This is a genomic window from Mesorhizobium sp. DxT (genome assembly GCF_058448885.1).
In genome coordinates, this window is sequence record NZ_JBZFLJ010000001.1 from 451,180 (window position 1) to 463,164 (window position 11,985).

13 protein-coding genes are annotated in these 11,985 nt (G+C 62.0%); 8 read left to right on the plus strand and 5 right to left on the minus strand.

What is annotated here, in order from left to right; all coding sequences use genetic code 11:
* Nucleotides 1-320: 320 nt before the first annotated feature.
* Nucleotides 321-1,271 (minus strand): helix-turn-helix transcriptional regulator, encoded by a 951-nt coding sequence (locus ACVJNE_RS02165; protein WP_499562556.1) that lies wholly within the window; start codon nt 1,269-1,271, stop codon nt 321-323.
* Between the two features lie 89 nt (nt 1,272-1,360).
* Here ACVJNE_RS02165 and ACVJNE_RS02170 point away from each other — a divergent pair, with 89 nt between their 5' ends.
* The 7 genes from ACVJNE_RS02170 to ACVJNE_RS02200 all read left to right on the plus strand — a co-directional run bounded on the left by ACVJNE_RS02170 (nt 1,361) and on the right by ACVJNE_RS02200 (nt 6,122).
* Entirely contained in the window at nt 1,361-1,852 is a 492-nt protein-coding gene (locus ACVJNE_RS02170) for a DUF1579 domain-containing protein (protein ID WP_499562558.1), read from the plus strand.
* A 110-nt stretch (nt 1,853-1,962) separates the two neighbouring features.
* Nucleotides 1,963-2,865: an alpha/beta fold hydrolase gene (locus ACVJNE_RS02175; RefSeq protein ID WP_499562560.1), complete on the plus strand. Its 903-nt coding sequence runs from the start codon at nt 1,963-1,965 to the stop codon at nt 2,863-2,865.
* A gap of 69 nt (nt 2,866-2,934) precedes the next feature.
* A complete protein-coding gene (locus tag ACVJNE_RS02180) occupies nt 2,935-3,360 on the plus strand; it encodes a GNAT family N-acetyltransferase (RefSeq protein WP_499562562.1) in 426 nt (141 codons plus the stop codon).
* A 49-nt stretch (nt 3,361-3,409) separates the two neighbouring features.
* A complete protein-coding gene (locus ACVJNE_RS02185; protein ID WP_499562564.1) occupies nt 3,410-4,390 on the plus strand; it encodes a threonine ammonia-lyase in 981 nt (326 codons plus the stop codon).
* Nucleotides 4,391-4,436: 46 nt separating this feature from the next.
* Nucleotides 4,437-4,814, plus strand: coding sequence for a hypothetical protein (locus ACVJNE_RS02190; RefSeq protein ID WP_499562566.1), 378 nt, complete (start codon nt 4,437-4,439; stop codon nt 4,812-4,814).
* Between the two features lie 107 nt (nt 4,815-4,921).
* Entirely contained in the window at nt 4,922-5,506 is a 585-nt protein-coding gene (locus ACVJNE_RS02195) for an imm11 family protein (protein ID WP_499562568.1), read from the plus strand.
* A 175-nt stretch (nt 5,507-5,681) separates the two neighbouring features.
* Complete coding sequence (locus ACVJNE_RS02200) at nt 5,682-6,122, plus strand: nuclear transport factor 2 family protein (protein WP_499562569.1); 441 nt, start codon at nt 5,682-5,684, stop codon at nt 6,120-6,122.
* 48 nt (nt 6,123-6,170) lie between these two features.
* On the opposite strand, the gene ACVJNE_RS02205 is transcribed toward ACVJNE_RS02200, so the two are convergent.
* Nucleotides 6,171-6,740, minus strand: a complete 570-nt coding sequence (locus ACVJNE_RS02205) for a winged helix-turn-helix transcriptional regulator (protein WP_499562570.1) — start codon at nt 6,738-6,740, stop codon at nt 6,171-6,173.
* Nucleotides 6,741-6,763: 23 nt separating this feature from the next.
* Between ACVJNE_RS02205 and ACVJNE_RS02210 the strand changes: the two genes are divergently transcribed.
* The gene (locus tag ACVJNE_RS02210) at nt 6,764-7,615 is read left to right on the plus strand and encodes an SDR family NAD(P)-dependent oxidoreductase (RefSeq protein ID WP_499562572.1); all 852 of its coding nucleotides are present in this window, start codon (nt 6,764-6,766) and stop codon (nt 7,613-7,615) included.
* 727 nt (nt 7,616-8,342) lie between these two features.
* On the opposite strand, the gene ACVJNE_RS02215 is transcribed toward ACVJNE_RS02210, so the two are convergent.
* The 3 genes from ACVJNE_RS02215 to ACVJNE_RS02225 all read right to left on the minus strand — a co-directional run bounded on the left by ACVJNE_RS02215 (nt 8,343) and on the right by ACVJNE_RS02225 (nt 11,959).
* Complete coding sequence (locus ACVJNE_RS02215) at nt 8,343-9,137, minus strand: DUF1206 domain-containing protein (RefSeq protein ID WP_499562574.1); 795 nt, start codon at nt 9,135-9,137, stop codon at nt 8,343-8,345.
* A gap of 259 nt (nt 9,138-9,396) precedes the next feature.
* Nucleotides 9,397-10,059 (minus strand): polyamine aminopropyltransferase, encoded by a 663-nt coding sequence (locus ACVJNE_RS02220; RefSeq protein ID WP_499562576.1) that lies wholly within the window; start codon nt 10,057-10,059, stop codon nt 9,397-9,399.
* A gap of 88 nt (nt 10,060-10,147) precedes the next feature.
* Nucleotides 10,148-11,959: a DEAD/DEAH box helicase gene (locus tag ACVJNE_RS02225; RefSeq protein WP_499562578.1), complete on the minus strand. Its 1,812-nt coding sequence runs from the start codon at nt 11,957-11,959 to the stop codon at nt 10,148-10,150.
* Between the last annotated feature and the right edge of the window lie 26 nt (nt 11,960-11,985).

Below are 11,985 nucleotides of genomic sequence, written 5' to 3' on the forward strand. Positions count from 1 at the left end.
CCCCACCCCGTTTAGAAACAGCTTGCTTATGCCGCCAGACGCCGGGAGAATAATCGGAGCCTGTAGCGTATTTCCGGCAGGTGTGGGGATCGACGGTAGCAGTCCTAAGACTCAATTGCCTAACGCTGTATCTCATACGCTGGAACGCGCCAGAGCGACATCATCCTCCTCACCCATAGATCGGCTTCACAGCCGCCTGAAAGCAAATTCTGCCCATTCATGCGTTGGGCCTTGAACTACGATCTTCGGATCGAAAGGAAATTCTAGGGTGGCGCCGCTTCAGCGGTACGACGAGAGAACCGGCGCGACAGGGCTGGAATTCATTGATGAGAGTTCGCGATTTCCAACGCGAGCTCACGCGTCTTTTGCCGGAGTTCCGGCGGAGCGACGATTTCGAAATTGGCGCCAAACCACAGGAAGAGCTCGGCGGCATTGTCGATGCTTTCGATCGGCACTTCGGCGGTCCGCCAGCCATCGTCATCGGGTTCGGCCGCCCGCACGGCATCCTCAATGGCACTGCCGAGCATGTCGAGACGGCGCATTCCGCTCGGCGCGACGCGGATCGTGGCCGAGAGCTTGTTCAGACTGCGCTCGAACGCCTCGCGATTGGCGTTCCAGAAATCGGCCAGCACGAAGCCGGCCGGCCTTTGCACCGGTTCCTCGAGAGCCATAGCCTCCGAAATGCCCGAAACACGATAGGTGCGCGAATGGCCGTTTACCCCGGCCACCAGATACCAGACGCCCGCCTTGAGAACGAGGCCGAGCGGATCGACGGTGCGTGTCACATCGCTCTTCCAGCTTTCGTAGCGGATCCGCAGCCTTTCCCCATCGAGCATGGCCTTCGCCACCGTGTCGAGGTGACGAGGCCGCGGCGGCTGCCGGTACCAGACGGTCGGATCCAGATGAATCCGGTCGGCGAGACCGTGGACCGGCTCACGCGAAGCGGCGGCTGCCTGAAGCTTCAGCTTGGCCATGGTCGCCACTTCGCCCAGGCCCGCAAGATCGGTCGCCTGCGGAAAGCCGGCCAGAAAGAGCGCCTGGGCCTCCTCGGACGTCAGCCCCGTCAGTCCGGCCCGATAGCCTTTCAAAAGCGAGAAACCGCCACCCGGCCCGCTGTCCCCGTAGATCGGAATGCCGGCGGCACTGAGTTCGTCGACATCGCGATAGATCGTGCGGACCGAAACCTCGAACTCGTCGGCCAGCGCCTGGGCGCTCAGGCGTCCGCGCACCTGCAGCAGGAGGAGAATGGAGAGGAGACGATGCGCCCGCATAAAAAGAAGGTTAGCAGAAAATCCCTGACAAAGGATGTCAGGGTGAAGCTGTTATCGAAGGCCTCTCGAAAACGATGGAGGCAATCGAAATGACGCATGATCAGGTTCGCGCCGATCCGACCGATTGGGATTGGCTTGTCGGCCGCTGGACGGTTCGCCACCGTAAGCTCAAGGAACGGCTTTCGGGCAGCACGGAGTGGCTGACTTTCGAGGGAAGCTGCGTCAACTGGCCATTGCTCGATGGGCGCGGCAATGTCGACGACAATGTTTTCCACGCTCCCGACGGCACATATCGCGGCGTCGGGCTGCGCGCGCTCGATCCCGAGACGGGCCTGTGGTCGATCTGGTGGCTGGACTCGCGGGCGCCTGATCAGCTCGATGTGCCGGTGCGCGGCGGCTTCAGGGATGGCGTCGGCATTTTCCAGTGCGAGGACCAATGGAACGGCACGTCGGTGATCGTCCGCTTTCGCTGGTCGAAGATCGAAAAGAACTCCGCGATCTGGGACCAGGCTTTCTCGACGGATGGCGGCGACACTTGGGAAAGCAACTGGGTGATGGAGTTCACCCGCGCAGAAGGCTGACGCTGCTCAGGACGGCGGACGATACAGAAAACCGGCCGGGTGTCGGATGGCGCACCGGCCAGACGTCTTGCAAGCGGAGCCTGGGAATGAACCGGCAGGAGGAAATCGCCATGGACAGACGAACGTTTCTCGCAACCACAGCCATCATGGCCGCAACACCGGCGGTGGCCGGGGCCGAGACGACCGGCCAAACGGACGGCGGCGCCAATCCGAAACCGGAGATCGGCTATCTCGAGGTCAACGGTCTGCGCATGTATTACGAAAGCCACGGCAGCGGCGGCGTGCCGCTGGTGCTGCTGCATGGGGCGTTCTCGTCGATCCACAACTCTTTCGGCTCCATCCTGCCGGCGCTCAGCGCCGGGCGGCGCGTGATCGGGTTCGACTTCCAGGCGCATGGACGAACCGCCGACATCGAGCGGCCGTTGCGCCTGGACAGTCTCGCCGACGACATCGTTGCGGCCATGGATGCGCTGGGGATCGAGGAATTCGATCTGCTCGGATATTCGACCGGTGCTGCGGTGGCGCTGCTGATCGCCGTTCATCATCCGCGGCGGGTGCGCAAACTGATCCCCATGTCGGCCACCTACCGACTCGACGGCGTGCGCGCCGGGCTTATGGAGGGGCTGGGCGAAATGCAGCCATCGATGATGTACGGCACGCCCTGGCACACCAGCTACATGGAGCTCAACCCCGCACCGGACTTCGACGCCCTGTTCCGCAAGAAGACCAAGATGGACAAGAACATCGAGGATCTGTCGGACGAGCAGATCGCCGAGCTTGGTCAACCGGTGCTGTTGATCGCGGGCGATTCCGACCTGCCGGCGCTCGAACACATGATCCGCTTCTTCCGTCTGGTCGGCGGGGACGTTTTCGGCGATCTGCCGGCCGGCCTGCCGCGCTCGCAACTGGCGATCCTGCCGGGCGCTTCCCACGTCACCACGCCGTTTCAGACCGAGGTTCTGTCCGTCATCGTGCCGGCATTTCTCGATAAGCCGATGGACAGCGCCGATTAGCCATCGATCGCCAACCTTCCCTTGTGCAGACACGATCGCCGTGCTTGCCGCCTTTCACAGGATCAGCCGATGGCCGAACGAATAAAGATCGCCGAGACACCGGCGGAGATCGCCGCCTGCTTTCCCGTCATCCAGGAACTGCGCCCGCATCTCGATGCCGAAGCATTCGAGGAGCACATCGGTCGCCTTCGTGACCGTCACGGGTTCCGGCTGGCCTATTTGGAGGATGACGGGGTCGTCTGCGTGGCCGGCCTGCGCGTCGGCGAGTGGCTTCACCAGGGGCGCTATCTGGAGATCGAGGATTTCGTCTCCAAAGGCGGGAAACGGTCGGCAGGATATGGCGGCAGGCTGTTCGACTGGATCGTCGACCATGCGCGATCGCAGGAGTGCAATCACATCCGCCTCGTCTCCGCCCTGACCAGGGACAGAGCCCACCGCTTCTACGAGCGCAAGGGCATGCAGCGCTTCGCCTACTATTTCACCATGGACCTGTAGAGGCTCGCCGGCGCATTCCGGGCGGGATCTACACTCAGAAGGGGAACAAATGAACGGGCATATCAGCGAACACGCATCACATACCGTCTCTCGGTTATCTTTAGAGAACATCGAGAAGGCTGCGGGGCAGATCGATGCGGCATTCCGCAACTCGCCGCAGTTTCTCGCCGAATCTCTTTCAAGCCGGCTCGGCTGCAAGCTCATCGTCAAAGTGGAGACCGTCAATCCGATCCGTTCCTTCAAGGCGCGCGGCGCGCAGGCATTCGTCGCGCAGCAGGCCGATGTGTCTCATTTCGCCTGTGTCACGGCAGGCAATTTCGGTCAGGGCATGGCCTATGCGGCGCGCGCGCGAGGCGTGCGGCTCACAGCCTTTGCAAGATCGGACGCCAACGCAAACAAGCTCGCCCGCATTCGCGATTTCGGGGCTGAGGTTCAGCTCATCGACGGAGATCTCGATGAGGTCCACGCGGCCGCGCGAGAGTTTGCCGCCCGGTCCGGTGCTCTGCTGGTGCAGGACGGGCGGGAACCAGCCATAGCGGAAGGTGCAGGAACGATCGGCCTTGAGCTCCTGGACTGGAAAGAACCACTCGATGCGGTGGTGGCCCCGGTGGGCGATGGCGCGTTGCTCGGCGGTGTCGCCACCTGCTTCAAGGAGCGCAGCCCCGGGACGCGCATGATCGGCGTTTGTGCGACAGGTGCGCCGGCGATGGAACGCTCCTGGCGCAGCAGCAAAGTGCAGGCTTGCCACCCCGAAACCATCGCCGACGGCATCGCGATCCAGACGCCCTTTGCCGAACCGCTCGCCGAACTTCGCCGGCTGGCCGACGATTTCCTCCTCGTCGAGGATCAGGCGATCGCGGCGGCCGTGAAGACGGCGCACCGAGAGCTCGGGCTTCTGCTCGAGCCTGCCGGCGCGGCCGGACTGGCGGCAATCTTCGCTCACAAGACAGCGTTTCAGGGCAAGACGGTCGCCACCATTCTTACGGGCGGAAACCTCTCCGAAACCCAGTTCCGGACTTTGATCGGATGAGCGGCCTCAATCGCTTGACCCTGCAAACCGACTAAGGAGCAAGAGAATGACAACCCAAATTCTGTTCGGTGTCGCCGGCGGGGTAGCCACGTTATGGCTCGTCGTGCACCTGTTTCTCGGTGGCAAGGAGGTCGAGCGTCCATTGCGTGCCGCATCGCACGGGCTCGCCCCGGTCGTCCGGGATACGCTGCACCTGTGCTGGCACTGCGTGACGGTGACGGTCGCCACCATGGCGGTGCTGTTCCTTCTCGCCGCCGTCACCTCACGGCCGGATTTCGCCACGGCCGGAACAATTCTCGCCTGGGGATACACTCTGGTCGGGATCGGCCTGGTGCCGGCCATAGGCGCCCGCTTTCGCGACCTGCCGCAGGGCTGGCTGTTTCTGCCCATCGCGTTGCTAGGCACGGCAGGGTTGGTGTTCTAGAATTGCTTCGGCCCACTCTGGATCATGTCCGGCATTTCTCGCAGTACGGCGTTCTGCCGCGCCGTCTTCGCACGTCTTTGAGCTGACACGACGCAGAAGGATGATCGATGAAGATATTCGTTCCACATGTTCTGAAGGAACAACCGTGGGTCATTCCTCGTGACATGGAAGATCACGAGCGCTTGTTTGCCCTGGAGGGTCAGCGGCAGGACAATTGGCGGCCGATCGCCATGACAGACCTCCTGTATGACGACGATGGCGTGCGGCGCGGATATTCGGACATGCCCTGGTACAACGCGCATGTGCTGATGTTGCGGCAGAAGGCGGTACACGCGCTTGGGCCGATTCTGACGCGATATGGCGAGCTTCTCCCCTTGGTCAGCGAACAGCCCCTGAGCCTATTCAACATCACATTCCCTCTCTGCGCACTCAACGAGGACGAGTCCGATATCGTCAGGTTCGACGATGGAGACGTCCTGACGATCGAGCGGCCGGTGTTTCGAGCGGACATCATCGGTTCCGCGCATATGTTCAGGCTGAGGCTGCATTCCGGCAACTGCCGGGCACCAGAGATTTATCTGCAGGAAACGATGATCGACCTCATCAGAGGTTCCGGCATCAAAGGCTTTGGATTCAAGCTGGTTTGGTCTGATGAGTCCGCGATCGACGAGGAAACGATCATCAGGTTTTAAGCGGGAGAATTGGTGATCGGCCCATGAGCAGCGCGCGTTGGCCACCAAGACCCGGACGCAGGCGCGCGAACGGTTCCGACTTTCTCTCGCTTCAATAGCCCGCAACGGCGGCGATTGCGCAAACACTGCGGAAGGACATCGTGGGAGCTTTTTTGATTTCGGTGGATGAAGGAACATGGAAGTGAACCCCAAATCGGCAGCTGCCAAAGTATGGCGGGCTTTCGCAACATCCGACCGTGATCGAATTCGCAGCGTTCTGACGGGGGACGCCGAATGGATCGCGCCCAGGGAAAACGCGACCGCCGCCGCCCTGGGCGTGACCGACCACATGGTCGGCCAGGACGCCATCGTCGACTTCCTCCTGAACGATCTGCCCAAATTGTTCTGCAACGGGATGGAGATCGAGGTGATTTCGATCACCGCCGAGGGCTCTACCGTCGTCTATGAGCAAATCCAGAAGGCGACGCTCGCCAATGGGCGCTATTACGAGAACGGCTACGTCTTCATCCTCGAGATGCGGGAGGACCGGGTTTGCCCGATACGGGAGTATATGGACACGCGGAAGGGGTACCGGATGGTGTTCGCCGATGATCCTCCCGGTAAGATCGTGCGATGAGATCTTTGCGCCGCCACAGCGTGGTTCGCAACGCCGAACCCGACCCGATCAGCGCGGACTTGTCCCTCGCCCCGTGCCGGGAGCTTTGCTTTTCGCATCTGACGCGCGAGCGCAAGACGCGTCGCGTTCGAGGGCACTTTCATAGGCTTCATTAAGTCTGCCGAACGCAGATTTTCCATCCGGCCGGGCGATGTGCTTGCCGTGCAGGTGGATCTGGCGAAGTTCCTGCATCATCTCACCCAACAGATGCGGGCCGCCCTGTTCCATCAGTTCGGCGCGCACGGAAAGCGCCTCGGTTGCCGGCAGATGACGCCTGCCCCAGGCGCCGAGTGAGGCGAGCACAGGCACCAGCTGGATCGACGCCTCAGTCAGGGAGTAGATGGCTTTCTGCTTGTGCGCGGTGTCGCCGGAGCGACTGAGCAGACCCTGGGCGACAAGCCGCTGCAGCTTGGTGTGCAAGACATTCGACGCGATCCCCTCATCCGACTGTGCGAGGATCTCGCGGAAATGCCGCGCCTTGCCGAACATGATGTCGCGCAAGATCACCAGGGTCCATTGGTCTCCGAGCACTTCCACGGCAAGATTGATCGGGCAGCCCGAGCGCGTTTTCGTATCCATGCCGGCATAGTACACGAAACCGGTTGCGATGTAAGATCGGTTATGGTAGAAAACCGATCTCATTTATGAATCAGTTTTGGAGGATTGTCATGCTGCTTTCAGGCAAGAACGCCGTCATCTACGGTGGTGGCGGAAGTATCGGTCGACGTGTCGCCCACGCCTTTGCCCGCGAAGGAGCCAAGGTCCATTTGTGCGGCCGCGGCGCGGGTCCGATCGAAGCGGTTGTGGAAGACATCAGGAGCGAAGGAGGTGTGGCGTCGGCATCCATTGTCGACGCAACGGATGCCGAAGCGGTCAAGGGCCATCTGGATCGGGTGGAGAACGAACACGGCGACATCGACATCTCGTTCAATCTGATCGGCGTCCAAGACAATCAGGGCATACCATTGATGGAAATGTCTCTGGAGGCCTACCTGGAACCCATCTCCGTCGGAACACGGACGCATTTCGTAACTGCGACGGAAAGTACCCGGCGCATGGTGCGAAACGGCACCGGCGTGATACTGTCGTTGACCGCCACCCCGTCCCGTCTGGCCCTGCCCCTGGTCGGCGGCTTCGGGACATATTGCTCGGCGATCGAAGGGTTCTATCGCACGCTCGCTGCTGAAGTCGGCGAAAAGGGCGTGCGGGTTCGTTGGCTCCGCTCGGCGGGATCTCCCGAGACGTTCGGCCCCGACGTTGCGGCAAGCGCCAGTGGCGAAGCCGCCGGCCTTGCCGACGACGGATACCTCGAAAGTCTGCGACGTGCGACTTTGCTGCAGCGGTTTCCGAAAGCAGAAGAAGTTGCCGAGGCCGCAGCGCTACTCGCGTCCGACCGCTTGAGCGCGGTGACCGCCGCCGCTCTCAATGTAACCTGTGGTCAGATTGCAGATTGAGTCAATCGATAACATTATGTGAGGCTCCCGCGCGAGAACGCCCCAATCGGGAGATAACTGCGCTGTTAGCATTGAATGCGTTTAGCGATGTTCTCTAAAGCCGGCTTGGCCACTGATCTGCACCCGCGAGATGGCCACCACCTAAAACGTGTCTCAACAGCCGGACTTTCTGCTGTAGGAACATGGTAGGTTCGGTGGGGTGCAATATACAGATACAAATGGGCAGACCGTTTCAGCACCCACCTAACGTCAGCTTCTTGCTCTTCCTGTCCTGTATCCGTCGCGAAAGCGGTCCGCTTTCCATAGATCGATTGCCAGGACTCGGCATTCGGCGGGCGGCCTCAAACTGGTCAGGCGGACAGCATGACTATGCTGCCAGACGCCGAGAGAACAATCGGAGCCTGTAGCGTATATCCGGTAGGTGTGGGGATTGGCGGTAGCGGTCCTCCGCTACCATCAATCCCCACACCCGTTTGACCCCATTGGGATAGGCTCGTCAGGCTTGGCTATCTTAACCCACGCTATGTGAAGGGCGGCCGTTTCGTCTTGTTCGATATGAGCGGCACAGCAGTCAGGATCGATGACGACGATCCGAAAACTTGCCTGATCGTTCCCGATCTAGATACCGAACGGGACAAACATCACGCCGGCCCTGCGCGGCGTCGATTTGCTCAGCAATCGTACTGCATGCATCACGCCATCGCATACGGGCCTCGAGCTGACAGCGTCAGATACGGACATCGTCAAGGTCGACACGCCGGTAGATCGCTTCGGCAAACGAGTATGCCGCGAAGGCAATGAGGCCGACACCCATCAGGGAGAGCAACAGCCAGCCCAGCGGAAGCGCCTGCACGAACTCAAGCGCAGCTTTCGAGCTCGCCTGTTCCCCACCGCGCACCGAGCGTGTTGCGAGGAGGAAGGACAGCACCAGGAAGATGATCCCCCGCGCGATCAAACCTGTCCTGGCGATCGGGTGTAGGACACGCATCGTTTCGTCATCGGCGTTTATGTATCGGGCGTAGCGCTTGCCGACCGCCTTGATGAGATGAGCCACACCCACGCCCGCTAGCGCTATGGCCAGGGCGGCAGCAACCCAGCGTGCGCCCACGAAGCCGGCAAGGGTGTCGGCCCAGCCGCCCTCACCTTCTCCGCTCCCGAGGCCTCCAACACCCGCGAGTGACAGACTGTAGGAGGCAAGGACGCCGTAGGTGATACCGCTGACCAGCAGTCCGCCACGGATTGCAAGGCCCTTGGCTCCTGTGCCGTGGTTGTCGGTGTCGAATCCAGCCTGAATGAAGCGCCAGAGGGAATAGAAGATCAAACCGGCGACCAACAGATAGGCAATGACACTCCCGCCGATGCCGGAAAAAAGCACCGACAGCGCGTCGCGTGAGCCCATGGTTCTGCCGCTCCCGACGGCAGCCAACGCGGCGAAGAAACCAATTACCGCGTAGATCAGTCCTCTAGCTGCATAACCCGCGCGAGCGAGCGGTCGGAACCAGTTCTTCACCTCATTGGCCACGACGCTCTCCTGCTGGCGCGCGTTTCAATGGGAGATGAATGCTCCAAGGGATCAGTCGTTCCGCGGCACCAGGGCTTGCCGGGGACGACACGGAATCTGCAGTGTCTTTACGGAAAACGCTGGCGGCGCTCACACCCGTGGCCGCCGATTTCGATGTTTGGGGATGCCGGTCGAATGGCTCGAGAAGTCGGCAAAGTCTGGGGAAGCCAAGAAAGAAACATCCACCCCTCGTAAACCCAGCGGGATGATTGGCTTGGATTCACCGCAAGCGCTTCGTGGCGAGCCACACGAGGTGCCTCGCACCACCAGCGCGCACGCGCACCTCCTCGACCTCCAGACCGGCTTGCCGCAGACGTTTTGCAAACCGTTGATCGGGGGCGGCGGACCAAATGGCCAGAACACCGCCGGGATTGAGCGCCGCCTGCGCGGCAGCCAGTCCCGTTGCGTCATAGAGCTGGTCGTTCTCCGAGCGGGACAGCCCATCCGGGCCATTGTCGACATCGAGCAATATGGCGTCGAACGGCCCGTTGTGGCGGATCACCGGCGCAACGTCGCCTTCGTGAAGGATGACACGCGGATACGTCAGACTTGCGCCATGAACGCCGGCGAGCGGACCCTTCGCCCAGGCAATGACGCTCGGCACCAGTTCGGCGACAATGATCTCACACTGCTCGGAAAAATGCGCGAGCGCTGCCCGTAGCGTAAAGCCCATGCCAAGACCGCCGATCAGGATCCGGGTCCCGTCACGCCTACCGATCCGCTTTGCCGCCAGGATCGCCAGCTGCTCTTCAGAGCGGCCCCGGCGGCTGTTCATCAACTCGATCGTGCCCGACATGATGGAAAACTCGTCGCCCCGTTGCATGAGCCTGAGTTCGCTCCCGCCAGGGACAGGGGCTCGATCCACTTGCTTCCACGCCAGCATGCTATGTCTTCATCTGTAAGGAAAACCAGGTTGTGCTTAAGGGCAGTCACGCTCATGTCTCCATGAACGAGGCGCGCCCATAGGCCGTTCAGCCGGGGCGCTTCGGTTTTCCCTTGTTCTTCCGGGCATTGCCGGAATCGGCACCGGCCGCCTTGCCACGGTGCGCAGGCTTCTTCCGCGTTGTTGCGTCCTTGCGGGCCTTCGGGTTGGCCTGCCACGCTCTCTCGCGCACCTCACCAGCCGGCGCGATGACGATACCGCGTTCGGTGCTACCAGGACGATTGATCTGCTCCGCAAACGCGGCAGCCTTGTCGGCGGCGATCTCGAACCGGGTTTGCGCATCCTCGATCCTGATCGCGCCGACGTCGCGTTTGGTCACGCCGCCCGCCTTGCAGATCATCGGCAGCAGCCACTTCGGGTCGGCGCGCTGCTTGCGGCCGAGCGATAGCGTGAACCAGACGCCACCCTCCATGTCTGGCCCCCGGGGCTCTCGCGCAGCGGCTGGGCCGCGCTCTTGCCCGTTCTTTTTGTCATACTTGGACTTTTTCGCGTGAAGCTCGGCCGCTGGCAGAGGGGTGAGGTCTTCCGGCACAGGGCGCGATGCGAGCTGCAGGCGCAGGAAGGCCGCGGCGATGCGCTCCGGAGCGACCTTCGCAAGCAGGTCCGCCACGAACGCGGCTTCTGCTTCGTCCGGCTCGGCAGTGGCAAGCGCGGCGTCGGTTATGTCTCTGCGATACCGCGCCTCGATTTCGGCGATACCGGGCGCGGTGCGTTCGACAGCCGTCAATTTGGCCAGCGCAAGAACGCGCTGCGCCGCGCCGCGCCTGTGTTGCGGCACGATGAGGACACACACGCCCTTGCGACCTGCACGTCCCGTCCGGCCGGAGCGGTGGAGAAGCGTTGCGGGATTGCTCGGCACGTCCGCATGGATGACGAGGTCCAGATTCGGCAGGTCGATGCCTCGGGCCGCGACGTCGGTTGCCACGCAAACATGTGCCCTGCCGTCTCGCATTGCCTGCAACGCGTTGGACCGCTCCGACTGGGCCATTTCGCCCGAAAGCGAAACCACGGAGAACCCACGGTTGGAAAGGCGTGCGGTCAGGTGGCGCACTGCCTCGCGTGTGTGGCAGAACACGAGCGCGCTCGTGCTGTCGGAGTTGAGCAACGTGTTGATGACGGCGTGTTCGCGCTCGTCACGCCGTACGAGCATCAATTGATATTCGATGTCGGCGTGTTGTTCAGTCGAGGCGGTCACCGCGACGCGTTGCGCATCCTTCTGAAAGGTTTTCGCCAGGTCCGCGATGCCACGCGGCACAGTTGCCGAGAACATCAGCGTCCGGCGTTCCACCGGCGCCGCGCCGAGGATGTATTCGAGATCTTCGCGGAAGCCGAGATCGAGCATTTCATCGGCCTCGTCGAGCACCACGACGTGCAGCCCCCCAAGGTCCAGCGCGCCTTTTGCGATGTGATCGCGCAGGCGCCCGGGCGTGCCGACGACTAGATGCGCGCCGCGCTCAAGCGCCCGGCGTTCCTTGCGCATGTCCATGCCACCGACGCAGGTCGCAGTGTGCATGTGCGCCGCCCCATAGAGCCAGTCGAGTTCCCGCTGCACCTGAAGCGCCAGCTCGCGAGTCGGCGCGATAACGAGACCCAACGGCCGCTCCGCGGGACCGAAATGGTCAGTGCTCCCCAGCAGGCTTGAGGCAATGGCGATGCCGAAGGCAACCGTCTTGCCTGAACCGGTTTGAGCCGAAACCAGCAGATCGGCTTCAATATAGCGTTGGCTCGCCATCTCCAGCTGGACCGGCGTGAGATTTTTGTAGCCCTTCGCCTCGAGCGCTGAAGCAAGGGATGGATGGATAGATGGCGGAGAGGAATGGACGTTGTGGGCTGCGGTCATCTTGGGGGAACCTCTGTGAGCGCGCC

Excerpts from the sequence above, each read along its gene's own strand:
- ACVJNE_RS02165 (WP_499562556.1), bottom strand. The coding sequence starts at position 1,271 with ATGCGGGCGCATCGTCTCCTCTCCATTCTCCTCCTGCTGCAGGTGCGC.
- ACVJNE_RS02170 (WP_499562558.1), top strand. The coding sequence starts at position 1,361 with ATGACGCATGATCAGGTTCGCGCCGATCCGACCGATTGGGATTGGCTT.
- ACVJNE_RS02175 (WP_499562560.1), top strand. The coding sequence starts at position 1,963 with ATGGACAGACGAACGTTTCTCGCAACCACAGCCATCATGGCCGCAACA.
- ACVJNE_RS02180 (WP_499562562.1), top strand. The coding sequence starts at position 2,935 with ATGGCCGAACGAATAAAGATCGCCGAGACACCGGCGGAGATCGCCGCC.
- ACVJNE_RS02185 (WP_499562564.1), top strand. The coding sequence starts at position 3,410 with ATGAACGGGCATATCAGCGAACACGCATCACATACCGTCTCTCGGTTA.
- ACVJNE_RS02190 (WP_499562566.1), top strand. The coding sequence starts at position 4,437 with ATGACAACCCAAATTCTGTTCGGTGTCGCCGGCGGGGTAGCCACGTTA.
- ACVJNE_RS02195 (WP_499562568.1), top strand. The coding sequence starts at position 4,922 with ATGAAGATATTCGTTCCACATGTTCTGAAGGAACAACCGTGGGTCATT.
- ACVJNE_RS02200 (WP_499562569.1), top strand. The coding sequence starts at position 5,682 with ATGGAAGTGAACCCCAAATCGGCAGCTGCCAAAGTATGGCGGGCTTTC.
- ACVJNE_RS02205 (WP_499562570.1), bottom strand. The coding sequence starts at position 6,740 with ATGGATACGAAAACGCGCTCGGGCTGCCCGATCAATCTTGCCGTGGAA.
- ACVJNE_RS02220 (WP_499562576.1), bottom strand. The coding sequence starts at position 10,059 with ATGCTGGCGTGGAAGCAAGTGGATCGAGCCCCTGTCCCTGGCGGGAGC.
- ACVJNE_RS02225 (WP_499562578.1), bottom strand. The coding sequence starts at position 11,959 with ATGACCGCAGCCCACAACGTCCATTCCTCTCCGCCATCTATCCATCCA.